26 protein-coding genes and 1 tRNA gene are annotated in these 25,680 nt (G+C 66.9%); 17 read left to right on the forward strand and 10 right to left on the reverse strand.

Annotated features, from left to right (window positions below):
- Positions 1 to 57: 57 nt before the first annotated feature.
- The 6 genes from ASF16_RS01420 (at position 58) to ASF16_RS01445 (ending at position 5,655) form a co-directional block, all read left to right on the forward strand.
- A complete protein-coding gene (locus tag ASF16_RS01420) occupies positions 58 to 507 on the forward strand; it encodes a group II truncated hemoglobin (RefSeq protein ID WP_235507218.1) in 450 nt (149 codons plus the stop codon).
- Between the two features lie 223 nt (positions 508 to 730).
- Positions 731 to 1,327: a LemA family protein gene (locus ASF16_RS01425; protein ID WP_056161707.1), complete on the forward strand. Its 597-nt coding sequence runs from the start codon at positions 731 to 733 to the stop codon at positions 1,325 to 1,327.
- Between the two features lie 158 nt (positions 1,328 to 1,485).
- The gene (locus ASF16_RS01430; protein ID WP_056161709.1) at positions 1,486 to 2,577 is read left to right on the forward strand and encodes a M48 family metalloprotease; all 1,092 of its coding nucleotides are present in this window, start codon (positions 1,486 to 1,488) and stop codon (positions 2,575 to 2,577) included.
- A 176-nt stretch (positions 2,578 to 2,753) separates the two neighbouring features.
- Positions 2,754 to 3,242, forward strand: a complete 489-nt coding sequence (locus ASF16_RS01435; protein WP_056161710.1) for a RidA family protein — start codon at positions 2,754 to 2,756, stop codon at positions 3,240 to 3,242.
- A gap of 22 nt (positions 3,243 to 3,264) precedes the next feature.
- Positions 3,265 to 3,483, forward strand: a complete 219-nt coding sequence (locus tag ASF16_RS01440) for a hypothetical protein (RefSeq protein ID WP_056162545.1) — start codon at positions 3,265 to 3,267, stop codon at positions 3,481 to 3,483.
- 96 nt (positions 3,484 to 3,579) lie between these two features.
- Positions 3,580 to 5,655, forward strand: a complete 2,076-nt coding sequence (locus ASF16_RS01445) for a bifunctional 2',3'-cyclic-nucleotide 2'-phosphodiesterase/3'-nucleotidase (RefSeq protein WP_056162549.1) — start codon at positions 3,580 to 3,582, stop codon at positions 5,653 to 5,655.
- Positions 5,656 to 5,828: 173 nt separating this feature from the next.
- Here the strand turns inward: ASF16_RS01445 and ASF16_RS01450 are convergent, their stop codons facing one another.
- A complete protein-coding gene (locus ASF16_RS01450; RefSeq protein ID WP_056161712.1) occupies positions 5,829 to 6,476 on the reverse strand; it encodes a PepSY domain-containing protein in 648 nt (215 codons plus the stop codon).
- 207 nt (positions 6,477 to 6,683) lie between these two features.
- Here ASF16_RS01450 and ASF16_RS01455 point away from each other — a divergent pair, with 207 nt between their 5' ends.
- Genes ASF16_RS01455 through ASF16_RS01465 form a run of 3 tightly spaced genes read left to right on the forward strand, consistent with a single transcriptional unit; the run spans position 6,684 to position 9,630 of the window.
- A complete protein-coding gene (locus ASF16_RS01455; protein WP_056161713.1) occupies positions 6,684 to 7,418 on the forward strand; it encodes a PepSY domain-containing protein in 735 nt (244 codons plus the stop codon).
- Positions 7,418 to 8,092 (forward strand): response regulator transcription factor, encoded by a 675-nt coding sequence (locus ASF16_RS01460; protein ID WP_056161715.1) that lies wholly within the window; start codon positions 7,418 to 7,420, stop codon positions 8,090 to 8,092. The genes ASF16_RS01455 and ASF16_RS01460 overlap by 1 nt, the downstream gene beginning before the upstream one ends.
- Positions 8,092 to 9,630 carry a sensor histidine kinase gene (locus ASF16_RS01465; protein WP_235507219.1) on the forward strand — a complete coding sequence of 513 codons (1,539 nt, stop codon included), beginning with the start codon at positions 8,092 to 8,094 and terminating at the stop codon, positions 9,628 to 9,630. Before ASF16_RS01460 ends, ASF16_RS01465 begins: the two co-directional genes overlap by 1 nt.
- Positions 9,631 to 9,683: 53 nt before the next feature.
- Here ASF16_RS01465 and ASF16_RS01470 read toward each other — a convergent pair whose 3' ends face one another.
- Together ASF16_RS01470 and radC are read right to left on the reverse strand one after the other, a co-directional pair.
- Entirely contained in the window at positions 9,684 to 10,475 is a 792-nt protein-coding gene (locus ASF16_RS01470; RefSeq protein ID WP_082516709.1) for a Smr/MutS family protein, read from the reverse strand.
- 176 nt (positions 10,476 to 10,651) lie between these two features.
- Entirely contained in the window at positions 10,652 to 11,365 is a 714-nt protein-coding gene (radC, locus tag ASF16_RS01475; RefSeq protein WP_056161717.1) for a DNA repair protein RadC, read from the reverse strand.
- An 89-nt stretch (positions 11,366 to 11,454) separates the two neighbouring features.
- Here radC and ASF16_RS01480 point away from each other — a divergent pair, with 89 nt between their 5' ends.
- Both ASF16_RS01480 and ispH read left to right on the forward strand, forming a co-directional pair.
- Complete coding sequence (locus ASF16_RS01480; protein WP_056161719.1) at positions 11,455 to 11,919, forward strand: peptidylprolyl isomerase; 465 nt, start codon at positions 11,455 to 11,457, stop codon at positions 11,917 to 11,919.
- Complete coding sequence (gene ispH, locus ASF16_RS01485; RefSeq protein ID WP_056161721.1) at positions 11,919 to 12,914, forward strand: 4-hydroxy-3-methylbut-2-enyl diphosphate reductase; 996 nt, start codon at positions 11,919 to 11,921, stop codon at positions 12,912 to 12,914. The genes ASF16_RS01480 and ispH overlap by 1 nt, the downstream gene beginning before the upstream one ends.
- A 284-nt stretch (positions 12,915 to 13,198) precedes the next feature.
- Here the strand turns inward: ispH and ASF16_RS01490 are convergent, their stop codons facing one another.
- The gene (locus ASF16_RS01490; protein WP_056161723.1) at positions 13,199 to 13,894 is read right to left on the reverse strand and encodes an HPP family protein; all 696 of its coding nucleotides are present in this window, start codon (positions 13,892 to 13,894) and stop codon (positions 13,199 to 13,201) included.
- Between the two features lie 207 nt (positions 13,895 to 14,101).
- Here ASF16_RS01490 and ASF16_RS01495 point away from each other — a divergent pair, with 207 nt between their 5' ends.
- Both ASF16_RS01495 and serS read left to right on the forward strand, forming a co-directional pair.
- Positions 14,102 to 15,046, forward strand: coding sequence for a threonine/serine dehydratase (locus ASF16_RS01495; RefSeq protein ID WP_056161725.1), 945 nt, complete (start codon positions 14,102 to 14,104; stop codon positions 15,044 to 15,046).
- A 147-nt stretch (positions 15,047 to 15,193) separates the two neighbouring features.
- The gene (gene serS / locus ASF16_RS01500; RefSeq protein WP_056161727.1) at positions 15,194 to 16,516 is read left to right on the forward strand and encodes a serine--tRNA ligase; all 1,323 of its coding nucleotides are present in this window, start codon (positions 15,194 to 15,196) and stop codon (positions 16,514 to 16,516) included.
- Positions 16,517 to 16,693: 177 nt separating this feature from the next.
- On the opposite strand, the gene azu is transcribed toward serS, so the two are convergent.
- Positions 16,694 to 17,143, reverse strand: coding sequence for an azurin (gene azu / locus ASF16_RS01505; RefSeq protein ID WP_056161729.1), 450 nt, complete (start codon positions 17,141 to 17,143; stop codon positions 16,694 to 16,696).
- A 257-nt stretch (positions 17,144 to 17,400) separates the two neighbouring features.
- Between azu and ASF16_RS01510 the strand changes: the two genes are divergently transcribed.
- Positions 17,401 to 17,490 (forward strand) — tRNA-Ser (locus tag ASF16_RS01510).
- A 142-nt stretch (positions 17,491 to 17,632) separates the two neighbouring features.
- A complete protein-coding gene (locus tag ASF16_RS01515) occupies positions 17,633 to 18,133 on the forward strand; it encodes a hypothetical protein (protein WP_156371835.1) in 501 nt (166 codons plus the stop codon).
- 247 nt (positions 18,134 to 18,380) lie between these two features.
- Here ASF16_RS01515 and ASF16_RS01520 read toward each other — a convergent pair whose 3' ends face one another.
- Positions 18,381 to 19,127 carry a TerC family protein gene (locus ASF16_RS01520; RefSeq protein WP_056161732.1) on the reverse strand — a complete coding sequence of 249 codons (747 nt, stop codon included), beginning with the start codon at positions 19,125 to 19,127 and terminating at the stop codon, positions 18,381 to 18,383.
- 305 nt (positions 19,128 to 19,432) lie between these two features.
- Between ASF16_RS01520 and ASF16_RS01525 the strand changes: the two genes are divergently transcribed.
- Positions 19,433 to 19,834 (forward strand): hypothetical protein, encoded by a 402-nt coding sequence (locus ASF16_RS01525; protein WP_056161733.1) that lies wholly within the window; start codon positions 19,433 to 19,435, stop codon positions 19,832 to 19,834.
- Positions 19,835 to 19,927: 93 nt separating this feature from the next.
- Here the strand turns inward: ASF16_RS01525 and ASF16_RS01530 are convergent, their stop codons facing one another.
- From ASF16_RS01530 to ASF16_RS01545, 4 genes are all read right to left on the reverse strand, one after another.
- A complete protein-coding gene (locus tag ASF16_RS01530; protein ID WP_056161735.1) occupies positions 19,928 to 20,845 on the reverse strand; it encodes a LysR substrate-binding domain-containing protein in 918 nt (305 codons plus the stop codon).
- Between the two features lie 64 nt (positions 20,846 to 20,909).
- Entirely contained in the window at positions 20,910 to 23,159 is a 2,250-nt protein-coding gene (locus ASF16_RS01535) for a molybdopterin cofactor-binding domain-containing protein (RefSeq protein ID WP_082516678.1), read from the reverse strand.
- Positions 23,156 to 23,620 (reverse strand): (2Fe-2S)-binding protein, encoded by a 465-nt coding sequence (locus ASF16_RS01540; RefSeq protein ID WP_056161736.1) that lies wholly within the window; start codon positions 23,618 to 23,620, stop codon positions 23,156 to 23,158. The genes ASF16_RS01535 and ASF16_RS01540 overlap by 4 nt, the downstream gene beginning before the upstream one ends.
- A 3-nt stretch (positions 23,621 to 23,623) precedes the next feature.
- Complete coding sequence (locus ASF16_RS01545; RefSeq protein WP_056161738.1) at positions 23,624 to 24,004, reverse strand: RidA family protein; 381 nt, start codon at positions 24,002 to 24,004, stop codon at positions 23,624 to 23,626.
- Positions 24,005 to 24,385: 381 nt separating this feature from the next.
- Here ASF16_RS01545 and ASF16_RS01550 point away from each other — a divergent pair, with 381 nt between their 5' ends.
- A complete protein-coding gene (locus tag ASF16_RS01550; RefSeq protein ID WP_056161740.1) occupies positions 24,386 to 25,666 on the forward strand; it encodes an HD-GYP domain-containing protein in 1,281 nt (426 codons plus the stop codon).
- Positions 25,667 to 25,680 lie beyond the last annotated feature (14 nt).

Below are 25,680 nucleotides of genomic sequence, written 5' to 3' on the forward strand. Positions count from 1 at the left end.
GCTATATATTCGATAGCTGCTGCCGCTTGATGGTCAAGCGGTAGCGCCATTTTTGACATGAATTCAGACGTTTCCAAAGACCCCCACGCAGACACCGAGCCCGGCCAGGAGGCTGCGGCGGCGGCTGTCACACCCTTCGAATGGATCGGCGGCGAAGCGCGCGTGCTGGCACTCACCGAGCGCTTCTACGACCTGATGGACCTGGAGCCCGCGTATGCCGAGTTGCGTGCGGCCCACGGCAGCGAGCTGGTGCAGGCGCGGCAAAAGCTCTTCTGGTTCTTGTGCGGCTGGCTGGGTGGGCCCGACCACTACCAAAGCCGCTTCGGCCACCCGCGTCTGCGCATGCGGCACATGCCGTTTTCCATCGGCATCAAGGAGCGCGACCAGTGGGTGGCGTGCATGGACCAGGCCATGGGCGAGACGGGCGTGCCCGATGCCCTGCGCGGCCGCTTGAAGGAAAGCTTTATGGGCACAGCGGACTGGATGAGGAATAAGGGCACCCCCTGAGCGGCTGGGCCGTTTCCCTCGCAGCCTGTGGATGGGCCGGGTGTGTACCCATAGCGTTGAGTGCTATGTTTTTAATAGCTGCTAGCGCTTTATAGGTAAGCGCTACAGGCTTTTTTAACGCTTAAATCCCTACCCGCTGAAATGTATGGCCCCTTTGGGAAAGGCGCGCTACTAAGATGCGCCCAGCATCCATTCATTCAATTCACAACAAGGAGGGTGGGACATGTCAGCTACTGCTTGGATCGTTCTGGGCCTGGTCGCCGTGCTGGCGGTGTGGGCCGTCACTGTGTACAACCGGCTGGTGCAGCTGCGCAACCGCATCGCCAACGCGTTCGGCCAGATCGACGTGCAGCTCAAGCGCCGCCACGACCTGGTGCCCAACCTGGTCGAAGTCGCCAAGGGCTACCTCAGCCACGAGGCTGCCACGCTCGAAGCCGTCATCCAGGCGCGCGGTCAGGCCCAGGGCGCTGCCGCCGCTGTACGGGCAGAGCCTGGCAGTGCCAACGCCATGGGCGCGCTGGCCGCCGCCGAGGGCGTGCTGGGCAGCAGCCTGGGCCGCCTGATGGTGGTGGCCGAGGCGTATCCCGAACTCAAGGCCGACGCCACCATGCAGTCGTTGTCCGAAGAGCTGACCAGCACCGAAAACCGCCTGGGCTTCGCCCGCCAGGCCTACAACGACCAGGCGCTGGAATTCAACGACGCGGCAGCGCAGTTTCCTGACCTGGTCGTGGCGCGCCTGCTGGGCTTTCCCACCGTGCCCATGCTCGAATCCACGCACAGCGACGAAGAGCGCACCGCGCCGCAGGTGCGGTTCTCGTAAGCCATGTCGATGGGCCTCTGGGCCTCTGGGCCGCTGGCGGCGCTGTTCCCTCCGCGGGACGCACGTGGCGGCACGGCCCGTCCGCATCCACGCATGCGCCGGCAGGGCTGCGGCCAGTTCTGCCCGTAGTGGATATCTCACCAACTGGAGAGGGTGCCATGAAGTTCTGGGACCATCAGGACAGCGCGCGCAGCGAGACGCGGCGCCTGCTGCTGGGCTTTGCACTCGCTGTGGCCGTGCTGGTCGTCGCGGTGCACGCGGCCCTCGCGCTGGCCTGGGTGTTGATGGCCGCGGTGCTGCCGGGGCAGTTGCCGTTTCCGCAGGGCTTTCTGGCGGCGAACGTGGGCGTGTCGCTCCTGCTGGTGCTGGGCGGCTGGTGGGTGGAAACATCGAACCTGCGCGCGGGCGGCGTCAAGCTGGCCCGGCGGGTTGGCGCGCGCGAGCTGCGGCCTTCCCTCTCGCATGCCGAGCAGCGGCTTTCCAACATCGTGGACGAGCTGTGCATCGCGGCCCACATGCCCCGGCCCGAGATCATGGTGATGCCGCGCACCGACGCGATCAATGCCTTTGCCGCCGGCTGGGACCAGAGCGATGCCGTGATCGCCGTGACGCAGGGCGCGCTCGACTACCTGAACCGCGAGGAGATGCAGGGCATGGTCGCCCACGAGCTCTCGCACCTGCACGAAGGCGACACCCGTCTGAAGATGCAGCTGGCGGGCATGGTGTTCGGGCTGGAGCTGGTCTACAACTTCGGCGACACGCTGCGCGAGCGCCGGGGCCTGTCGTGGTGGTTCGGCTCGGCCATCATGCTGGCCGGCCTTGCAGGCTGGTTGACCGGACGCATGCTCAAGGCCGCGGTGTCGCGCCAGCGCGAGTACCTGGCCGACGCCCGCGCCGTGCAATGGACGCGCAGCCGCGACGGCCTGGGCGGTGTGCTGCGCAAGGTCATGGCCCAGCGCCGCGACCTGCCGCGCGGCTATGAAGAGCACAGCCACAAGGGACTGAACCACCCCTCGGTACAGCACATGCTCCTGGTGGACCTGGGCGGCGGTGGCCGCATGGAGCGCTGGCTCGACTCGCACCCCACGCTGCATGAGCGCGTGCAGCGCCTCTATGGCCGCAAAATGCAGCCGATCAAGGTCATGCCGGTGGCCGCAGGGCCGGAGCCAGCCTGGCGCCCCGAGAATGCCGGGCAGCCCGCCGGCGTGACGCTGGCGTCGCTGGTGGACCCGTTCGCGCGGTATCTTTGAACCCCTCCCCCCCTTGTTTCGTCTTCGCCGCCTTCCCGCCCCAGGGGGACGCATCCGGTGGTCTGGCCGAGCCAGTTCCGCGGGTGCACTGGCGTGGGCCGAGCCAATGGCTGCCTGCGCGCTCAATGACGCGCTCAATGGCATAGTGGTGGCCCTCTTCAATGCCGAGATTTCTTATGTCCCGTGATGCGCGTTTTCAGGAACAAGCCCAGGCCCTGGGCTACAGCTTCGATGGCGAGATCAAGATCGGCGGCAACTACGTACCGCTGGTGCGCGACGGGCACCACATCTACCTGAGCGGGCAGATCCCGCGCGTGGGCGACACCGTGGTGGTCACGGGTGCGGCCGGTGCGGCTGCGTCCCTGGCCGATGCACAAAAGGCCGCCAAGGTGTGCGTGATGCGATCGCTGGCTCTGCTGCAGCGTGCACTCGGCTCACTCGATGCAGTGCAGGCCATCCTGCGGATCACCGTGTACGTGCAGTCGGCGCCTACGTTCACGCAGCAAAGCGAGGTGGCCGATGGGGCGTCGGACCTTTTGTTCGCCGTGCTGGGAGACGCGGGCGCCCACACGCGCACGTCGGTGGGCGTGCTGCAGTTGCCCAAGAACGCGACGGTCGAGGTGGATCTGATCGCCACGACCGCAGATCCGCACGCATCCGCCTGAAGGAGAGCTTCCTATGGCAGCGCTGACCCACCCCCGTTTCAACGTCTTCGGCCGCATCGTCGAGGTGCGGCGCGAAGGCGCGTTGTGGCAGGCCTATCGCGTGGGGTCCGATGGCAAGCGGACTCCCTCGGGTTTCGTTATTCCCGACTTTGTGGAAGAGCACGAGCTGGCGCAGTTCCTGGAGGACCTGTTCCACGAAAGCGCTTCGCCGCACAACGGCGACGTGCACCGCATCGCCTGATGAGGAGGCGTGCAGGCGTGGGCTTTTGCACCACGTCACACCGCTGTCAAACCCCGGCCAGACACTCGGACCCTTGTTCCAACAAGGGCCTTGTTCATGTCTGAACGCAATCGCAGCCGACTTCTTTCCCTTTCGTCCTTCCATGGCGGGCGCCGCACCGCCACGCTGAGCGTGCTGGCGCTGGCCGCATCGCTGTCCGCATGTGGCGGTAGTGATGGCGGCAGCGTCAACAACAACGCTGGCGCCACCGCCACGCTGGCCGTGCTGGAGACCACCGACCTGCATTTCAACGTGCGCAGCTACGACTACTTCAAGCTGGCCGAGGACAAGAGCTACGGCTTCGAGCGCACCGCCACGCTGGTGCGTGCGGCGCGCAAGGAGTTTGCCAACACGCTGCTGGTGGACAACGGCGACACCATCCAGGGCACGGCGCTGGCCGACTACGAAGCCACCATCAACCCCATTCCCTGCACGCAGCAGCTGTCCATGTACAAGGCCATGGGCGCGCTGGGCTTTGATGCCGGCACGCTGGGCAACCACGAGTTCAACTACGGCCTGCCGTTCCTGAACCAGGTGCTGGGCGGCGGGCTGGAGGTGGACGGCGTGGACGCCGCCAAGAAGTGCGCGGGTGCGGGCTTTCCGATGGTGCTGGCCAACGTGACCAGCAGCAAGACGAAGAAGCCGCTGGTGCAGCCCTACACCGTGCTCGAACGCACGCTGGTGGCCAAGGGCGCGGACGGCAAGGAGGTGAAGCTGCCCATCAAGGTGGGCGTGATCGGCTTCACCACGCCCGGCATCATGAACTGGGACAAGCGCTACCTCGAAGGCAAGGTCACCACCGAAGGCGCGGTGGAGGCCGCCAACAAGTATGTGCCCGAGCTGCGCGCCAAGGGTGCCGACATCGTGATTGCGCTGCTGCACGGCGGCATGGACAGCGCGGCGTATTCGCCCACCATGGAGAACCCGGGCCTGTACCTCTCCAAGGTGGCCGGCATCGACGCGATGGTGATGGGCCACCAGCACGGCGTGTTCCCCGACACCGCCGCCACCCCCAGCTTCACCATGGCCGGCGTGGACCACAAGGCCGGCACCGTCAACGGCGTGCCCGCCGTGATGGCCAGCTCGTGGGGCAAGGCCCTGGGCGTGGTGCAGCTGGCGCTGCAGTGGGACGGGGCCAAGTGGGTCGTCAACAAGACGGCCAGCAAGTCCGAGTTGCGCAACATCCAGAACAAGAACGCCGCGGGCGCCACAGTGACCGTGGATGCGGACGCCAGCGTGGCCCCGCTCGTCGAGACCCAGCACCAGGCCGCCATCCAGTACGTGAAGACGCCCATCGGCCAGACCGACTTCCGCATGAGCACGCTGTTCGCCGACGTGGGCGACCCCGGCGCGATCCAGATCGTGAACCAGGCGCAGCAGGCCTATGTGGCCGCCTACATCAAGGCCAGCCTGCCGCAGTATGCGCAGCTGCCGGTGCTGTCGGTGAGCGCGCCGTTCAAGAGCGGCTTCCAGGGCGGCGCCGACTACACCGACGTGGCCGTGGGCCCGCTGGCCATCAACAACGCGGCCGACCTGTACCTGTACCCCAACACGGTGTACGCGGTAAAGGTCAACGGCGGGGACATCAAGAACTGGCTGGAGGCCGCTGCCAAGCGCTTCAACCAGATCGACCCTGCCAAGACCGGCGAGCAGCAGCTCATCAGCACCTTCCCGGGCTACAACTTCGACATGTTCACCACGGCCGACGTGCAGTACCAGATCGACGTGACCCAGCCCGTGGGCAGCCGCATCAAGAACCTGACCTACCTGGGCAAGCCCATCGACGTGGCGCAGGAGTTCGTGATCGCCACCAACAACTACCGCGCCACCAGCGGCAAGAGCTTCATCGACAAGCTCGACGGCTCGGGCACCATCTGGGCGTCGCCCGATGCCAACCGGGACGTTGTGATCGACTACATCCGCAAGAACCCGGCGGTGACGCGCAGTGCCAACGGTGCGGCCAAGAGCTGGCGCTTTGCCAAGGCCACCGTGGCGGGGCCGGTGGTGTTCAGCTCGGGCGCCAATGCGCTGGCCGTGGCGCAGGCAGCGGGTTTGACCAACGTGTCGCTGCTGGCGGCGGACGATGGCTCGGGCAAGGGCACGTCGAAGTACGCGGTCGATCTGTCCAAGTAGGCATGTAGGCATGTAGGCATGTAGCACGGGCGAGGGACACGTTCGGCGCGCCTGCCGCACACCGCTACAACACTCGCTTCAACACCTGGCCCGGCTGCGTGGGCATGCCGGGCCAGGTGCTATTTTTTTGTGCGCTGGTTGCCGCACCTGCCCCCTGCGCAGGCACGGGCCGCTCAATCGTCCAGCTGTTCGCGCAGCACGGCCCCGGTCACGGCATCCACCCGCAGCTCCACCGCCAGATTGGCCGTGTTGGTGGCCTCGGCTTCCCAGTAGCCGTCTTCATACTCGACACCGCGCACGCGGGTGTAGCCCGCCTGCTGCAGGGCCGCCACGATCTGGTCGGCGCTGAGCACGGGCTGGCCGTTCACGGTGCCGCCGCTGCGGCCCACCTGGCTCAACACCTCCAGTGTCACGGGGTGCAGCACGAACTCGACCTTCTCGCGGTTGGTCACGGACTGGCGGGCCTTGGCCTGCCAGAAGCCGTCGTCCAGCTCCACGTCGTACACAAAGCTGTAGCCGGCGGCGCGCACCTGCTGCGCCACCCGCTCCACGCTGGGCAGGGCGGTGCCGACATCGCCCTTGCGCACGGCGGTGAAGCTGCCGTTGGCATCGTTGACCAGCACGGTGGCACGCACCCCGTCGTTGGAGACGGCCTCGGCGGTCCAGTAGCCGTATTGCTTTTGCAGGTCGTGCGGCGCCACGTAGTGGTTCTTGGCCATCACGTTGACGGCCTCCTGGGCGCCCATGGCCCAGGCCATGGAGGGCAGGGCGGAGGCCGCGGCGGCGGCTGCGAAGGCCAGGGTCAGAACGGTCTTTTTCATGGTGCTTCCTTTCGGTGTGGCAGTGATTGTGAAGAACTGGGAGGCAGTGTGCGCAACCGTTCCTAAACCCATCGTGAAGCGTCCGTTCATGTTCCGTTTAATACCAACCGCAATAATCGCGCGATGACAGAAATGGCCCCCACGTTCCCCACTCCGTGTGGTCACTGCCCCCCGAGGGGGCCTTCTTCATCTTGGGGCGGCCCGGCGATGAAGAATGGAACACTTCGAACATGGATGCAGGCCGCTGCCTGCGCCGCGGTGGCGCTGGCCTGCGCGCAGGCCCCCGCCGCCGAGCAGGATGTGGCGCGGCGCGGCGTGCAGAGCGGGCAGCTCAAGCCGCTCAACAGCATCATTGCGGACATGAGCCGCCAGTATGGCGGGCGCGTCATCGACGTGGAGACCAAGCACGGCCGCAAGGGCGAGCTGCGCTACGAGATCAAGATCATCGACGCCCGCGGCACCAAGCACGAGGTGCTGGTGGATGCGGCCACTGGCACCGTCGTCGCGCAGGAGAGCGACTGGCCCACGCAGCCTGTGGGCCTCGCGCAAATGGCGCGCTACATCAAGCAGCTGGAGCAGCGCTACGGCTCGCGCGTGGTGAACGCCGAGTTCGAGCGCGACGCGCAGGGCAAGGCGGTGTACGAGGTCAAGCTCTCGGACCGGCCCGCCGGCGAGATGAAGCTGCTGGTGGACGTGAACACGGGCGAGGTGCTGACCCCGCCGCAAACGGCGGGCACGCCCGCGGCGCCCAAGTCCATGGCCGTGATGCTCGAATCCTTGCGGCCGCGCTTTTCGGGCCTGGTGCTGGAGGTGGAGCTGGAGACGGACCACCGCCGCCGCCCCTACTACAGCGTGGAGCTGCAGCAACCCAACGGCTTCAAGCTGGAGCTCGAAGTGGACGCCGTGAGCCTGGAAGTCACGCGGCAGAAGGTGGACGACTGATGCGCATTCTGGTGGTGGAAGACGATGTGGCGCTGGCGCAGCAACTGCGCGTGGCGCTGGAGGCAGCGGGTTTCGCGGTGGATGTGGAGCACGACGGCGAGGCCGCGTCGTTTGCCGGCAGTGCCGAGGCCTACAGCGCCGCCGTGCTGGACCTGGGCCTGCCGCTCAAGGACGGGCTGAGCGTGCTGCGCGACTGGCGCGACGCGGGCCGCAGCTGGCCGGTGCTGGTTCTCACGGCCCGCAACCGCTGGAGCGACAAGGTCGCGGGCTTCAATGCCGGGGCCGATGACTATCTGACCAAGCCCTTCCTGATGGACGAGGTGGTGCTGCGCCTGCGGGCCATGCTGCGCCGCACGGCCGGGTCGGCCGCCGCGGTGCTGACGGCCGGCCCGCTGGAGTACGACGTGGTGCAGGGCCGCTTTTCGCTGCAGGGCCAGAGCCTGCAGCTCACCGCGCAGGAGCACAAGATCCTGGCGTACTTCATGCACCACCCGGGCAAGCTGCTCACGCGCACCGACATCAGCGAGCATGTGTATGCGCGCGACCTCGACCCGGACTCCAACACGCTGGACGTGCTGATCGGCCGCATCCGCCGCAAGTTGAACGGTGCGCCGCAACTGGTGACCGAGCGCGGCCAGGGCTTTCGCCTGGTGGCGTGCGACGTGGCGGGCTGATGCGCATCGAACCCTCCGCGCCATCTTCAAGGACCGCGCAGCCCGCACCGCCTGCGCCGGCCAGGGCCCATGGCGCCGCCGCGTGGGCCCTGGCGCTGGCCCAGTGGCCCATGGCCACGCGCATTGCGCTGCTGGCGCTGGTGCCCATGCTGCTGCTGGTGGGAGCCGGGGGGCTGTGGCTGCGCGTGCAGATGCACCAGAGCCTGCTGGCCAGCTTCGAACAGGTGCTGCGCGACAAGGCGCAGCGCGTGGGCGCACGGCTGCACCTGGGTCCCCAGGGCGGCTTGCGGGAGTCCACCGGCGGCGCCGATGAGTTCAGCGCCATCTACGCCGGCTGGTACTGGCGCGCCCAGGCGGGCAGCGATGTGCTGCGGTCGCGTTCGCTGTGGGACATGGACAGCCTGCCGGCCGAGCCTGCGCCCACCACCGGCTCTGCCACGCTGCACCGGGCCACGGGGCCTTTGCAAGAACCCCTGCTGTCGCTGACCCAGCCGGTCGGCCTGGGCCAGCCCCCGGTGCAGGTCACGCTGACGGTCTACGGCCCGGCCGCGCAGTTGCACAGCAGCATGCGGCAGATCGACCGCACGCTGGTGGTGGCCGGGCTGGTGCTGATGCTGCTCACCGGCGGCTTGGCGTGGCTGCAGGTGCGGGTGGGGCTGGCCCCGCTGCGCCGGCTGGAGGCCATGCTGGCCGCCTTGCGCGCGCCGCAGGGCGCGGGGCCCGATGTGGCGCGGCACCTGGCCGCCCCCACGGGGCGCGACCTGCAGCCCCTGCAAAACGAGCTGGCAGGCCTGCTGGCGCACAACGCGCACGTGGTGGCCCGCGCGCGGGCCCATGCGGTGGACCTGAACCATGCGCTCAAGAAGCCCCTGGCCTTGCTGAGCGCGCAGGCCAGTGCGCAGCCGCAGGTGCCCAGCAGCGAGGTGCGGCATCAGGTCGAGGCCATGGCCCAGCTGGTGGACCGCTACCAGGCCCGCACCCTGAGCGACGCACTGCACGCCCACCCCGGAAGCACCGGCCAGGCCGTGGACGTGCGCGACTGCGTGGCCCAGCTGCTGCGCATGATGGAGCGCCTGCACGCCGCACAGGACTTGGAGTGGGTGCTGGCAGACGCCACGCACGGCCCGCTGCACTGGCGCGGAGAACGCGCCGACCTGGAAGAGGTGCTGGGCAACGTGCTGGACAACGCGGGCAAGTGGGCTGCGTCGCGGGTGCGGCTGACGGTGTCGGTATCGGCATTGATGGCGGCCTCTGCGCCCTTGTCGGCGCAGGGCGGAGCCGCGCAAACCTGCCTGTGCCTGGACATCGAGGACGATGGCCCGGGCATGACACCGGAGCAACTGCAGGCCGCGGGCGAGCGCGGTGTGCGCTTTGACGAGTCCGTGCAGGGCAGCGGGCTCGGCCTGGCGATTGCCAGCCAGATCGTGCAGGCCTATGGCGGTCAGTTGCAACTGCGCAAGAGCGAGGCGCTCAAGGGCCTGGGCGTGCGGCTGGAGATGCAGGGGCTGGTGACTGTGGCGCGCGGCAAGCCGGGATAGGGCGGTGACGGTGCAGCCACACGCCAGTTGCACGGCGCCCGGCGCACCACCCCTTACCGCCTGCGTGAATGTACGGGTTGCAGCAGCACCACCAGCGCGCCTGCGCCCCCGTCGATCGGCCGGGCCTGCACAAAGGCCAGGACCTCGCTTTTTTGCACCAGCCAGCGCTGCACGCGGCTCTTGAGCACCGGGCTCTTGCCCGGCGAGCCCAGGCCCTTGCCGTGCACCACGCGCACGCAGCGCAGGCCCGTCTTGTGGGCGTGGCGGATGAAATCGCCCAGGGCCTCCCGCGCTTCGTCCACGCGCAGGCCGTGCAGGTCCAGCTGGCGCTGAATGCTCCAGTGCCCGGAGCGCAGACGCTGCGTCACTTCCACACCCACGCCGGGGCGCCGAAAGCTCAGCTGGTCGTCGGTGTCGAGCAGGGTGCTCACGTCGAAGTCGTCGCTGATGGATTCGAGTAGTACGCGTTCCTCGTCCAGCCAGTGCTGCACCGGCAGCGGCGGCGGCTGATGGCGGCGCAGGCGCGCCAGGTTGGGGTTGCGCAACGGTGTCACCGCGCCCACGCTGCGGCTGAAGAGGTGGCGCTCGGCCTCCAGCCGCGCAGCCGCCTCGCGCCGGGCTTTGTCTTCGGCTTCAGCGCGTTCCTGCGCCTCGCGCAGGCGGCGGGCCACGCTGGCCAGGTCCTGCAGCTGCGTGATGCGCTCGCTGGCCCTGCGCGGCGCCGGTGGTGCGCGGCGGCGGGGTGCCGCAGGGTGGGGCGATTCGCTGGTGGTGCTGGTGCCGGGTGGTCGCGGCGGCTGCAGCGGGCGCTGGGCTGCCTTGGCTGCGGCCCGTTGGTTGGCCAGGGTGGCACGCCGGGTTGCGCGAGGAAGGGGCGTGGCGGCTGATGAAGGCCCTGCAGTGGGACCGCTGTCGTCCGATGGCTGGGGCGCACCGCCCGCCGCCCGCCCGGCACGCGCCAACGCGGCCTGCAGTGCCGTGAAGGGCACAGCTGCAGGTGCAGGTGGCGGAGCGCCAGCTTTCACAACAGCCCTTTCTCCGCCATCGACAGGGCCTGTCCGGGCGCCACGATGACGTGGTCGAGCACCCGCACATCCACCAGCGCCAGTGTGGTCTTGAGGGTCAGGGTCAGCGCCTCGTCGGCGCGGCTGGGCTGCACGCTGCCGCTGGGGTGGTTGTGGGCCAGCACCACGGCGGCGGCGTGGTGGTGCAGGGCGCGCAGCACCACCTCGCGCGGGTAGACGCTGGCCTGGGTGAGCGTGCCGCGAAACAGCTCTTCCATGGCCACCAGCCGGTTCTGCGCATCGAGGAACAGCACCGCAAACACCTCATGGCCCTTGGCGGCCAGGTGCAGTTGCAGGTACTGCTTGACGGCATCGGGCGAGTCGAAGACCTCGCGCTCGCGCAGTTGCTGGGCCAGGGCCCGGCGGGCGAGCTCCAGCACGGCCACCAGTTCGGCACGCTTGGCGGGGCCCAGGCCCTTGATGCGTTCGAGGTCGGCGGGGCTGGTGTGCAGCAGGCCGGCAATCCCGCCGAAGCCCCCGGCGACATTGCCGGTTTTGGGGTCGATGGAGGGAGGGTCCAGCAGCTCCTGCGCCATCTGCAGCACGCCTTTGCCCACGATGCCGGTACGCAGCAGGATGGCCAGCAGTTCGGCATCGGCCAGTGCCGTCGGGCCACGGGCCAGCAGCTTTTCGCGGGGCTGCGCGTCGGGAGGGAGGTCTTTGAGGGGCATGGCGCAGGGTTTTCGACACCCGTCAGGAATCCACGGGCGTAGGGCTTTGCCCGGTTTTCTACAATACGGGCCAGTTTATCGGGACTTTCATGACCTCTATCGATGCTTCCCTTCCCACCGTGCAGCCCGGCTCCTTCCTCACGCTGCACTACCGCCTGGCCGGCCCGGCGGGGGATGTGATCAACACGTTTGCCGACAAACCCGCCACGCTGTCCCTGGGCGCGGGCGAGTTGTCCCCTGCCATGGAGCAGCGCCTGCTGGGCCTGCCCGAGGGCAGCCGCGCCACGTTCGATCTGCCCGCCGGCGAGGCCTTTGGCGAGCGCAACACCGAGATGCAGCAGTGGGTGGCCAAGAAGCTGCTCAACCAGCTGGGCGACCCCGACGAACGCTACAGCGTGGGCGACGTGGTGCAGTTCCCTACGCCCGACGGGCAAAGCAGCTACGCGGGCGCGGTGCTGCAGGTGCGGGAGGACGGCGCGGTGCTGTTCGACTTCAACCACCCGCTGGCCGGGCAGCCCGTCACGTTCGAAGTGCAAGTGATCGGGATCCTGTGATGTCCGCCCCGCAAGAAATCCTGCTCGCCGAGCCGCGCGGCTTTTGCGCCGGCGTGGACCGCGCCATCGAGATCGTGGAGCGTGCGCTGCAGAAGTTCGGCGCGCCCATCTACGTGCGCCACGAAATCGTGCACAACACGTATGTGGTCAACGACCTCAAGGCCAAGGGCGCGATCTTCATCGAAGAACTGTCCGACGTGCCGCCCGGCTCCACGCTGGTGTTCAGCGCCCACGGCGTGAGCCGTGCGGTGCAGCTCGAAGCCGAGGCGCGTGGCTTTTCCATCTTCGACGCCACCTGCCCGCTGGTGACCAAGGTGCACGTCGAAGTCGCCAAGCTCGCCAAGGAGGGCTACGAGTTCATCATGATCGGCCACAAGGGCCACCCCGAGGTGGAGGGCACCATGGGCCAGCTCGACCACGGCATCCACTTGGTGGAAGACGTGGAGGATGTGGCCCACGTGCAGCCGCTGCAGACGGCCAAGCTCGCGGTGGTGACGCAGACGACCCTGTCGGTGGACGACGCGGCCGAGATCACCGCCGCCGTGCGCGCGCGCTTTCCGCAGGTGCGCGAGCCCAAGCAGCAGGACATCTGCTACGCCACCCAGAACCGGCAGGACGCCGTCAAGATCTTGTCGCCGCAGGTGGACCTGGTCATCGTGGTGGGCAGCCCCACCAGCTCCAACAGCAACCGCCTGCGCGAGCTGGCCGACCGGCTGGGCACGCGCGCCTACATGGTCGACAGCGCCGACGAGCTGCGCACCGAGTGGTTCGAGGGCGTGACGCGCGTCGGGCTGACCGCCGGCGCATCGGCGCCCGAGATTCTGGTGCGCGACGTGATCGACCGCGTCAAGGCGCTGGGCGCGGTGTCGGTGCGCACCATGGATGGCATCGAGGAGACGATCAAGTTCCCATTGCCCAAGGGCCTGCGCATCGATGCAGCCACGGGTCTGGAGATCAGCCAGCGCACGCCGGAGACGGGGCCTGCGGGGCATTGAGTGACCGCTTGCAGTGCCATGTGAACCAAGACGAGGGCCGGGAAGGCCCTTTTCTTTGGGTGCTACTTATTTGATAGCTGCTTGCGCTTATTCAGCAAGCGGTAGAGGCATTTTTAGTCTGAATTCTGGGCTGCTTTGCCTTGGCGGGGGCACGGCAGGCGTGCTTCACCGGCGCAAGGGCAGGATTGTCGCCACGGCAGAGTGCTACAAATTAGATAGCTCCCAGCGCTTTGCCATCAAGCGGTAGCGGCCATTTTTGCTTGATTTTCAGCCTCTTTTAGGCATCACAGCGCCACGGCCGGTCCGCTCCACAGGTCCAGCGGCGGGTCGGCCGCCACCGCGCGCAGGATGTCGGTGCGCGAGATGAAGCCCGACAGCACGCCCGCCTCGTCCGTCACCGGCAGGCCGGGCAGGCCGGTGTCCAGCAGCACGGCCGCCACGCGGCGCAGTTCCGTGTCGGCGGCCACCGTGGGAACCGGGCTGACCATCACGTCCGACACGGGGCGGCGGGCCAGGTCGATGGCCTGCTTCACGGCGCCCGGTTCGGGCAACAGGTCGAGTGGCGCCATGTCGGCGCGCACCAGCAGGCCGATCACGCGGCCCAGCGCATCCACCACCGGGGCCTGGGCCACCTTGTGCTCGGCCAGGGTCTGCCAGGCGTCGTTGACACGCTGGTCAGGCTGCACGCTCAGGGCGCCGGTGGTCATCACGTCGCTCACCTTGCTCAGCGGCTGGCGCGCCTGCTGCGGGCCTTGTTCGGTCTGGGCATAGGCGCTGACCGCATCCTGCAGGCGCAGGTTCTGGGGCGGCGTGGGCGTGGGGTGCAGGGGGGCAGGGGGGACAAAAGGCTCGGTGGGCACGTCCATCTCGCGCGTGCGCAGGGCCTGGGGCCGCTGCACGCGCCGCACTGCCGAGATCTGCGCCAGATTTTCCGGGCCACCCCGGTACATCTGGCCTGACGGGCCGAATACAAAGAACATGCTGCCTCCTGGTGGCACCGCCCGAGACCCAGCAAGGTCCCGGCGACGGTGCTGGCCATGTTATCGGCACTTGCCATGGCCCACCGCAGGGCCGGGGTGTATCGGTGTGTAGCGCCGCGGGCTGTCTGCACGCTGCCGGGGTGCTGCGGAGGGCGCTGTAGAGCCCCTACACTGCCTGCCTTGCCTTTTGTCCCTGGGAGCCCCCGCATGATCGATCGCGCCGCCATTGCCGACGCCCGCCGCCACATCCAAGACCGCCAGCCCGGCTTTCTGCGCACCACGCCGCTGATGCGCGTGCCCGGCCGGTCCCTCGGGGTGGACTGTGCGGAAGTCTGGCTCAAGCTGGAGCACCTGCAGGTGGGCGGCAGCTTCAAGGCGCGCGGCATGCTGTACCGGTTGCTAGCCAACCCGGTGCCCGACAGCGGCGTGATCATCGCGTCCGGCGGCAACGCCGGCATCGCCGTAGCGGCCGCCGCCCAGGCGCTGGGCGTGCGCTGCGAGGTCTTCGTGCCCGAGGTCTCGCCCGAGGCCAAGCGCGCCCGCCTGCGATCGCTGGGGGCCGAGGTGGTCGTCACCGGCGCGGCCTATTCACAGGCCTTCGAGGCCTGTGTGGAGCGCCAGAAGACCACCGGCGCGCTGCAGGCCCACGCCTATGACCAGCCCGAGGTCGTGGCCGGCGCCGGCACCCTGGCCGCAGAGATCGAAGAGCAGGGCGGCCGCCTGCCCGACACCGTGCTGGTCAGCGTGGGCGGCGGCGGCCTCATCGGCGGCGTGGCCGCCTGGGTAGAAAGCCGCGCCCACGTCGTGGCCCTGGAGCCCGAGCGCGCCCCCACGCTGCATGCGGCTCGCGCCGCTGGCGAGCCGGTGGACGTGGACGTCAGCGGTGTGGCCGCGGATTCGCTGGGCGCACGCCGCATCGGCACCATCGGCTGGGCCGTCAGCCAGCGCCATGTGCACGACGCCCTGCTGCTGCCCGACGACGCCATCCGCGCTGCGCAACTGTGGCTGTGGAGGGAATTCAAGCTTGCCGTGGAGCCGGCCGCCGCACTGGGCCTGGCCGCGCTGCAGACCGGCGCGTACAAGCCCCAGCCGCAAGAGACCGTGGCCCTGATTCTTTGCGGCGCCAACTTCGATCCTGTAGGCCTCGGCTAAGTCCGAAAGCAGCGCATGCATCTGGCACTGCCTGCGCGAGCGCACCCGTGGATCTGGCTGTGCCAGGCCACCGGGTGCGTCCCCCTACGGGGGAAGGCGCGAAGCGACTCAGGGGGATTGGATTGCGGGGGGAACTAAAATCCAGTCATGCTAGATATCCTTCTCCTCCGCAAAGACCTCGACACCGCCATCGCGCGGCTGGAAACCCGCAAAAAGCCCCAGGCCTTCCTGGACGTCTCGGCGTTCCAGGCCCTGGAGTCCGAGCGCAAGACGCTGCAGACCCGCACCGAAGAGCTGCAGGCCCAGCGCACCCAGTTGTCCAAGCAGGTCGGCATGCTGATGAGCCGCGGCGACAAGGATGGAGCCGAAGCCATCAAGGCCCAGGTGGCCGCAGGCAAGGTGGAGCTGGAGCAATCCGCCGCCCGCCTGGAACAAGTGCAGGCCGAACTGCTGGCCATGCTGGTCGCGGTGCCCAACCTGCCGCACGAATCCGTGCCCGTGGGCAGCGACGAAGCTGGCAACGTGGAAGTGCGCCGCTGGGGAACGCCCGGCACGTTTGCCTTCGAGGTTAAGGACCATGTGGACGTCGGCACGCCGCTGGGGCTGGACTTCGACATGGGCGTCAAGCTCTCGGGCTCGCGCTTCACCGTGATGAAGGGCACCATCGCCCGCCTGCATCGCGCGCTTGCCCAGTTCATGCTGGACGTGCAGACCCAGGAGCACGGCTACACCGAGTGCTATGTGCCCTACGCCGTGAATGCCGATTCGCTCAAGGGCACGGGCCAGCTGCCCAAGTTCGAAGGCGATTTGTTCGCGGCCAAGAAGGGCGGCCAGGACGGCGAGCCTGTGCCGGACAACGCAGCGCTGTACCTCATCCCCACCAGCGAAGTGCCGCTGACCAACTTTGTGCGCGACGTGGTGGTGGCCGAGTCCGAGCTGCCCATCAAGCTCACGGCCCATACGCCGTGTTTTCGCTCCGAGGCTGGCAGCTATGGCCGCGACACGCGCGGCATGATCCGCCAGCACCAGTTCGACAAGGTCGAGATGGTGCAGATCGCGCACCCCGACAAAAGCTACGAAGCGCTGGAAGACATGACCCGCCATGCCGAGGCCGTGCTGCAAAAGCTGGGCCTGCCGTACCGCGTGATGAGCCTGTGCACCGGCGACATGGGCTTTGGCGCTGCCAAGACCTACGACCTGGAAGTGTGGCTGCCCGCGCAGAACACCTACCGCGAGATCAGCTCGGTGAGCAACTGCGAAGCCTTCCAGGCCCGCCGCCTGCAGGCCCGCTTCAAGAACGCCCAGGGCAAGAACGAACTGGTGCACACCCTCAACGGCTCCGGCCTGGCCGTGGGCCGCACGCTGGTGGCCGTGCTGGAGAACTACCAGAACGCCGACGGCACCGTGACGGTGCCTGAGGTGCTGCGCCCCTACATGGGCGGCGTGGCTGTGCTGTCGCCCGCAGCCTGACAGAGTGCTGGGCGGGCTGCGGGCTTTTGCCTTCGCGGCGGCGCCCCGGTCCCCGCGTCTGCTGGTGGCCGCAGCACAGGGCGCGGCGCCGACGGGCACCTAGGTCAAGCACTGCCTGCGCTGCAACGCTGGCGCAGCAGCGTCAGCAGCCAGCCTTCACCAGTCAGCACGCATCCGTTACTTGGTCACCGCAAAGGTGCCCTTCATCAGCCCGATGTGGCCGGGGAACGAGCAAAAGAAGTTGTAGGCCTCGCCCACCTTGAGCTTGGTGGCGTCAAAGCTGACGGTGTCGCTCTCGCCGCCGCCGATCAGCTTGGTGGCAGCCAGCACGCGGGTGTCACCAGGCTTGAGGTAGTTTTTGTCCGCGCCTGCAGGAATGCCGTCGGTGGCAACGGCCTGCATGTCGGCGGCTTTGGCCAACACCCAGTTGTGCCCCATCGAGGCCTTGGGCAGCTTGCCCGTGTGCACCAGCTTCACGGTGACCTTCTTGCAGCTGGCCGGCACGCTCAGGCTGTCCTTGTTGAACTTCATGGCATCCGTGCTTTCGATCTCGAGATCGCAGGGGCCTGCCATGGCAGAGCCTGCGGCGAACAAAGAGGCGGCAACGACGATGTGGGCGAATCGCATGGTGAAAGTGTCCTTGGAGAGTTTCGAGGAGAGGGTGGCGAGCGAGCCGGAGACCCTTGGCGCCCAGAGGCTGCTGGCTGTACAGGATCGTGCCACCGGGCGCCGGGCGGCCCTATGACCTGCATCAAGATGTGGGTGGATGTACCGCATCGGGATGCGAGGCGTGGCGCCGTGAACGATGCGACCGGTTGGCAGGAACCGTGGCCGCTGGCTGAACCCTTCAAAACTACTGCTATAATCGCAGGCTTCGACACACAGGAGAGGTGGCAGAGTGGTCGAATGTACCTGACTCGAAATCAGGCGTAGTGGCAACACTACCGTGGGTTCGAATCCCACCCTCTCCGCCAAATGAAAGCCTAAGTGATTGATTCACTTAGGCTTTTTTCTTTGCTCGCTGACTTTCGTCAGTGAGTGCCTTCAGGCCAGGCCCAGCGCCAAACGGCCCAGCTCTCTCATCGCCCCACCACGTGAGGCATCCGTCAGGACTCCATGACTTTTTCGACCATCCGTTTCACTTGCTGCGCTGCGGTGATGGCTGTGTGTTGGCTGCCATTCGCTTCGGTGCACGCCCAGGACAAGAACGCCGCGGCCTGTGGTGCCGCCATGCTGGGCGATTTCAAAATCGTGGAAAAGCGCACCGCACGGGGCAGCAGCAAGTCTGATGATGGCGATCGCATCAAGATCTCGCGCGACGGCAAGAGCTATGCCTTCTCATTCGTCGGGCCGGACGGCAAGGCCTTCCCGGATGACACCGGCAAGCCCAACGTGGAGACACTGGCGCCCATCGATCCCGAGGCCCTGTGGAAGATGTTGACGGGCAACGACAAAGAGGCGATTGACGAGGCCAAGAAAAGTGGCTCCGTCGTGTGCGGGTTGAAAGGCAAGGACGGCTACTTCATGCGGATGAGCGACAAGACACAAACCAGTTTCACCGCAACCTTGGGCTCGGGCTTCGGCTCTGTGGTGCTGACGTTGGAGAAAGATCAGTAAGGACAAGGCGCGACCAGGCAGCCCGTGCAGGCCTGGGCATTGACGACGGACGTGTTGGCGTCCAAGGGTGGGTGGACGAAGCGCGTGCCGTGCAACCACCCCCATCGCGATGCCTGGCGCCTGGGCTCTGGGTGCCAAGCCCCAGAGCATTACCAGGGGCTGCACTTGCCAACGGTTGCCCTTTGCGCCGCGTGCTGGTGAATGGGCTGCCCACCGCGGCAGCACAGCGCGGCGTCAACGAAGAGATTTATTTTGCAGAATCGCGCCGCTTGGCGCGGCGGGAAAACATGTTGAGCAATTCGACCAGCGCAGAGAACGCCATGGCCGCGTAGATGTACCCCTTGGGGATCGCTGCGCCGAAGCCCTCTGCAATCAGCGTGGTGCCGATCAGCAGCAGGAAGCCCAATGCAAGCATCACGATGGTGGGGTTTGCCTGGATGAAGTTGGCCAGCGGGGTGGCGGCGAAAAGCATGACACTCACGGTCACCAAGATGGCAATCACCATGATCGGAATGTGCTCGGTCATGCCCACCGCGGTGATGATGCTGTCGATGGAGAAGACCAGGTCGAGCAGCAGAATCTGTCCGATGGCTGCGGTGGTCGTCAGCCCGGCGCCCTGCTGGGGCGTGAAGACATCGGGACCGGGATCAGGATCCACGCTGTGGTGGATTTCTTTGGTGGCCTTCCAGACCAGAAACAGCCCACCGGCAATGAGGATGATGTCGCGCCAGGAGAATCCTTTTCCAAACACGGTGAACACCGTGGCGGTCAACCCGACGATGAAGGCGATGGTGCCCAGCAACGCAAGCCGCATCACCAGCGCTGCCCCGATGCCGATGTTGCGCGCCCGGGCACGGTCTTTCTCCGGCAGCTTGTTGGTAAGGATCGAAATGAAGATCAGGTTGTCAATGCCGAGCACCACCTCCATCGCTATCAGGGTCAGCAACGCGATCCACGCAGCGGGGTCCGACACGAGTGTTTGCAGGTAGTTCATAGGTGGCCAGTGGTGTACAGGGTTGGATAAACCATGAGCGGGGCGGCGAGCGTCCCCGGCATGCATTGAACGGTGCGCATCTTAAGTCGCCATGTACCGCCGCGCTACCGCATCGCCAGGCGCGCTGACACAATGGATGGCGTCCTACGCAGTCAATACCTGGGCCTGCAAACTGTCACTGTGGATGTACTCAACATGGGTTGAAACCCGATCAGCATGCGGCCGACGTTCGTCGTCAACGATGGCCTACGGCGCGCGAGTGCCGCCAAGGCGACATTGCTTTGTCTTTCATTCAAGGAGGCTCCATGAAGACCAACCTTATCGCCGTTGCCATCGCATCTGGGTTTTTTGTTTGCTCGGGCGCACACGCACTGACGAGCGACCAGTACAAAGCAGAAAAGAACAAGATCGAAGCGGACTACAAATCGCAGAAGGTGCAATGCGACACCCTGAAGGCCAACGCCAAGGACGTCTGCGAAGAAGAGGCCGAAGCCAAGGAAAAGATCGCCAAGGCCGAGCTGGAGCACCAGTACAAGCCCAGCCCAGCCCATGCCCGCAAGATCGCAGAGGCCAAGGCCGAAGGCGCGCATGACGTCGCCAAGGAAAAGTGCGACGACCAGACCGGCGACGCCAAGAACGCTTGTGAAAAGCAGGCCAAGGCAGACTACGAGAAGGCCAAGGCCGACATCAAGGCCACCAAGTATTGATGTGGCGAAGGCGGGTGCGCCGGTTGGCTGACGCACCCACACACGGCCTGGATGACGCGGCCTGCGCCGTGTTGTGAACAAACATTGCGCTTTTTAAGGTGCATTGCGCTTCCAAGATCCTGCCGTCTCGCGAAACATGCCGGCTTCGGTCAGCATCCAGTCGGCCACTGCTTTCACGTACGGGCTTGCTCTGCCGCGTTGAGGCCTCATCAAGTGGTACCCTGCAGCCATGGGCACGTAAAACGGCCACGCTTCTACCAACGTACCTTGCATCACGTCGTGTGCGATCAGGGTGTCGTGCCCGATGGCGATGCCTAGGCCTGCCACCGCGGCCGTGAGGGTGGTCTCGGTGCCCTGCAACCGCATGGTTCTGGCTCCGGCAAGGTGGTGGGCGCTGCACGCCGACAGCCACTGCTGCCACTTGCCTCCTCGCAGGGAGTCGTGCAGCCAAGGAAAGCGCTGCAGGTCGCTCAAGGATTGGATGGGCCTCTGCGCCACCAGTTGCGGAGATATGACAGGCACGAGGCTGTCGTGCATCAACAGTTTTGATCCGGGCAGCGACCCATCCCCGTAGTGGATGCCGATGTCGAACCGCTCCTTGCGAAATTCCGTGTCCCAGATGGAGGTGCTCAGCTCGATCTCTGCATCGATGCCGGCCAAGTGCAGGCGGGCCAGCCGGGGGATGAGCCAGCGCGAAGCAAATGAAGGCATCGCCAGAATCTTGACGGTGCGCGAGCGCAGCGCAGACCCGCTGGCAAGCTTCGCGGCGCCGCGCTGCAGTTCTTCCAGCGCGCGGTTCACGGTCTCCAGGTAGATCTCGCCCGCGGGCGTGAGCTCTGTGCGCCGATGCCCCCGCAGGATCAGCGTCTGCCCGGTGCTGCGCTCCAGCGATGCGATGTGGCGGCTGATGGCGGACTGTGAGCACGCCAGGTCATCGGCCGCTGCCGTAAAGCTGCCGCAACGGGCCACGGCCCTAAAGGCCTGCAAGGCTGCAATGGTGATGTCGCTCATGGCTGGGTTGGGCTGGGCTACCGGGGCACGGCAGGCAATCGAAATCGGTGGGCAGCACAGTACCTCAAGCGGAGCCCGGCCGCACGGGCAGACTGCGCGCGCGGTAGCCCGTTGCAGCGTGTACCGCATTGGCCACCGCCGCGATCACCGCGGACGTACCCGGCTCCCCGATGCCTCCCGGCGCCTCGTCGCTCCGCAGCACATACACATCCACCTGTGGTGCCTCGGACAGCCTGAGCACGCGGTAGTCGTGAAAATTGCTCTGCTCCACACGGCCGCCCTGCAGCGTGATCTCGCCCCACAGCGCTGCCGTCACGCCAAACTGGATGCTGCCGTCCACCTGGGCATGGACGGTGTCCGGGTTGACGACCATCCCGCAGTCGACAGCACACACCACGCGGTCTACGCGAATCTCGCCTGCGGCGTCCACGGTGACTTCGGCCACCTGGGCCATGAAGCTGCCAAATGCCGACAGCACTGCAACGCCCCGGCCCCTGCGGGAGCCTTTGGTCTTGGCTGCGGGCAGTGGCGTGTCCCACCCCGACTTCAGCGCCACCAGCTCCAGCACGGCCCGCGTGCGGGAACCTGGGGGCAGCAGTGCCAGGCGGTAGGCCACGGGGTCCTGGCGCGACAGGGTGGCCAGCTCATCCACAAAGCTCTCGATCACGAAGCAGTTGTGCGTGGGGCCCACACCGCGCCACCAGCCCGTGGCCAACCCCGGCATGGGCTCATGGCGCACATAGTCGAGCTGGGCGGCAGGCCATGCGTAGGGCCCGAGACCGGCCTCGACCGCATCGCCATCCAGGCCATTGCGAACAGCGCCCGGAGCGACCCGCGCGAGGATGGACGAGCCCACCACCCGATGGGTGATGGCCGTGGGCCGGCCCTGCGCGTCCAGCGCCGCACTCAACCTGTCGGCGTACATGGGCCGCAGGATGTCGTGCTGGATGTCCTCTTCGCGTGACCAGATGAACTGCACGGGGCCCTGCACCGTGCGCGCGAGCGCCACGGACTGCTCCACATAGTCCGCCTCCAGCCGGCGTCCAAAGCCGCCGCCCAGCAGGTGGTTGTGGATGCGGATCTTGTCAGCCGGCAGCGCCGATGCCTTCACTGCAGCATCGCGCGCGCGGATGGGCGCCTGCGTTCCCACCCATACGTCGCAGCCGTCCGGCTTGAGGTGTACGGTGCAGTTGACGGGCTCCATCGCAGCGTGGGCCAGAAACGGCGAGTGGTAGACCGCCGAATGGCGCGACGCGGCGACTGCCAGAGCGGCTTGTACATCGCCTTTCGACAGCGCCGATGCGGCATCCTGGCGGTCCAGCTGTTGCTCAAGGTCCTGGCGCAGCTGCGCGGTCGATACGCCCGCCCCGGCGCCGTTGTTCCACTCGATCTTCAGCGCCGCGAGCCCTTGCTTGGCCGCCCAGGAGTGGACGGCGATGACGGCCACCGCATTGGAGATTCGTACGACCTGGCGTACACCGGACACCGCCAGGGCAGGGGCTTCGTCCACGCTGGCGAGCGTGCCGCCGAACACCGGGCACGCAGCCACCGCAGCGTAGAGCATGCCGGGCAGGCGCACATCGATGCCGTAGGTGGCCGACCCGTTGACCTTGCCCGCCACATCCAGGCGCGGGATGGGTTTGCCGATCAACCGGAACAAGTGCTGGGGCTTGAGCGCCACCTGCTGCGGCATGGGCAGACGGGCGGCGCTGCGGGTCAGTTGCCCGTAGCGCAGCTGGCGCCCGCTGGGCGGATGGCTGACTCGGCCCTCGCGCGCCTGGCATTCGGCGGCGGGCACGCCCCATTCCTGGGCCGCTGCGCTCACCAGCATGGCCCGCGCGGTGGCGCCGGCCACGCGCATCGGCTCCCACGCGCCCATGATGGAGTTGGACCCGCCGGTGATCTGCCCGCCGCCCGCACGCGGGTTGCCATAGCGGGCTGCGTCCGGCGGGGCATGGGCCAGCGTGACGCGCGAGAGCGGTACTTCCAGCTCCTCGGCGATCAACATCGACAGCGCCGTGTAGATACCCTGGCCCATCTCGACGCGCGCCATCGTCAGCGTCACGCTGTCGTCGGTGCCGATGCGGATGAACGCGTTGGGCTCGAAGGGCGCAGGCGCCTTCATGGCTGCCAGCGCCTCGGAATGCCGATCTGCAGATCGTGCGGGCAGCGCCACGCCCAGGGCCAGCGATCCGCCGGCCATCAGCAGTAAGCGACGGGTCAGCGTGGGGGTTGCCGCGCTTTCTGGCTGCAGCGGCAGTTCGCAGGGACTGGAGCGGCTGGCGGCCGGTTGCGTCGTTTTCGTGATGCTCATGCCTGGCCTCCGCCGCGGGCTGCGCGGTGGATGGCCACCCGGATGCGCGTGTAGGTGCCGCAGCGGCAGATGTTCCCGGACATGGCTGCGTCTATCTCGTCATTCGTGGGCGTCGCGTTCTGGCTGAGCAGCGAGCACGCCGACATGATCTGCCCCGACTGGCAGTAGCCGCACTGCACCACGGATTCATCCAGCCAGGCTTTTTGCACGGCGCGCCCCACGTCAGTGTCGCCAATGCCCTCGATGGTGGTGATGCGCTGGCCGGCCACGGCGGAGATGGGTGTCTGGCAAGAGCGGATGGCCGCGCCGTCCAGGTGGACGGTGCAGGCACCGCAAAGCGCCAGGCCGCAGCCGAACTTGGTGCCTGTCAGCCCTTGCACATCACGCAGTGCCCACAGCAGGGGCATGTCGGCCGGCAAGTCCAGCGCCACGTTGCGGCCGTTCAACTCGAATTCCACCATCGCTCACCCCACCGCAATGGCTTCGACTTCGATCAGCCAGTCCGGGTGGACCAGCCCCACCTGCACCACCGACATCGCCACCTTGTGGTCGCCCAGGTAGCGCTGGCGGATGTCGGCGCCCAGGCGCCAGTCATCGTAGTTGGCCAGCCAGATGGTCAGTTTCGCCAGATTCTTGCGGTTCATGCCGGCGGCCGCGAGTGTGGCCTCGATGTTGGACCAGACCCGGTGGGCTTGTGCTTCGAAGCCCTTCGCCAGACTTCCGTCCGGCTCCAGCCCCATGGTGCCGCTGATGAAAAGCAGGCGGTTCACGGAGATGGCTTCCACGGCCTGGGCGTAGGGGCCGATGGGTGCAAATATGTCGGGTGGGGTATGCGCTATCAACATGGATGTCCTTGACTGGCGGGGTTGCATGAACGTCCATTAGAGGAGCGAATCCGTGATGGCCCGATGCCGAATCACGATCTCATGCCATCTGTTTTTTGCATGGATGACGGCGGCGTGGCGTGCCCATGAGGCCGCGAAAAGCGTCAACGCGTGCGCCCCGGATGGTGTGGCTGAGACGTGGCCAATCTGGGTGGAAGATGCAGCAATCCCACGCGAACATAAGTTGCTTGTGCTGTTTTGCACTGTTATGGTGCAATTTTTGTGGTTTGTGATGCTCGCAAATAGCGGGTTCTACGAACGAACAATCAGGCCAAAAACGCTACCATTGGTTACCGTTGCCACCGCCTGAGGGCGGGCGTCTTTTCCCCCAGGTCCCAGGCCATGCTCAAGCGCATCCAAATCGAACACCTCACCCTGGGCATGTACCTGCACGAGTTCTGCGGCTCGTGGATGGAGCATCCCTTCTGGCGCGCCAAGTTCCTGCTCAAGGACCCCAAGGACCTTGCCCGCATCCAGTCCACCGCCATCCACGAGTGCTGGATCGACACCGACAAGGGCCTGGACGTGGCGCCAGGCACCGCCTCCGTCTCGCGCGAGGAGGCCGACGCCAAGATCGAGACCGACTTCAGCCGCCTGGAAGACCTGCCCACGCTCAAGGTCACGCTGCCGCCCCCACCGCCGCCGCCCCAGCGCGACCGGACCGCCACGGACATGAAAAGCGAGCTCAAGCGGGCCGCCGCCATCTGCACGCAATCCAAGGAGGCGATGGTCTCCATGTTCAACGAGGCGCGCATGGGCCGTGCAGTGGACGCCGCGGGCGCGCAAAGCCTGGTCGAGGAGATCACCGACTCCGTCACCCGCAACCCCGGCGCCCTCATCAGCCTGGCACGCCTGAAAACCGCGGACGACTACACCTACATGCACTCGGTGGCGGTGTGCGCGCTCATGGTGGCGCTGGCCAAGCAGCTCAAGCTCAAGGACGACCAGCAGCGCCTGGCGGGCATGGCGGGGCTCTTGCACGACCTGGGCAAGGCGGCGATCCCGCTGGCGGTGCTCAACAAGCCCGGCAAGCTCACCGACCAGGAGTTCACCGTGGTGCGCAGCCACCCGGTGGAGGGCTACCACATGCTCAAGGAAGGCTCTGGCGTGCCCGAGGCGGTGATGGACGCCTGCCTGCACCACCACGAAAAGGTGGACGGCACGGGCTACCCGGACAAGCTCAAGGGCGACGGCATCAGCATCATCGCGCGCATGACGGCGATCTGCGACGTGTACGACGCCGTGACGTCCGACCGGCCGTACAAGCGCGGCTGGGACCCGGCCGAATCGCTGCGGCGCATGGCGGAGTGGACGAACGACCACTTTGATGCGCGGCTGTTCCAGGCCTTCGTCAAGAGCATCGGCATCTACCCCGTAGGCTCGCTCGTGCGGCTGACCTCCGGGCGCATCGGGGTAGTGACGGAGCAGGCGCCGGCAGCGCTCACCACACCGATCGTGAAGGTGTTCTTCAGCACCAAGTCCGATCTGCGCATTCCGCCGGAGCTGGTGGACCTGGCAGCACCAGGGTGCACCGAAAAGATCGTGGCGCGGGAGGACCCGGACAAGTGGCGGTTCCCGGATTTGAACGAGCTGTGGTCGGGGTCCATCGACAAGGTCTGGTGAGGCACTGGCATGAA

This window comes from Acidovorax sp. Leaf78 (assembly GCF_001422735.1).
Lineage (GTDB): Bacteria > Pseudomonadota > Gammaproteobacteria > Burkholderiales > Burkholderiaceae_C > Acidovorax.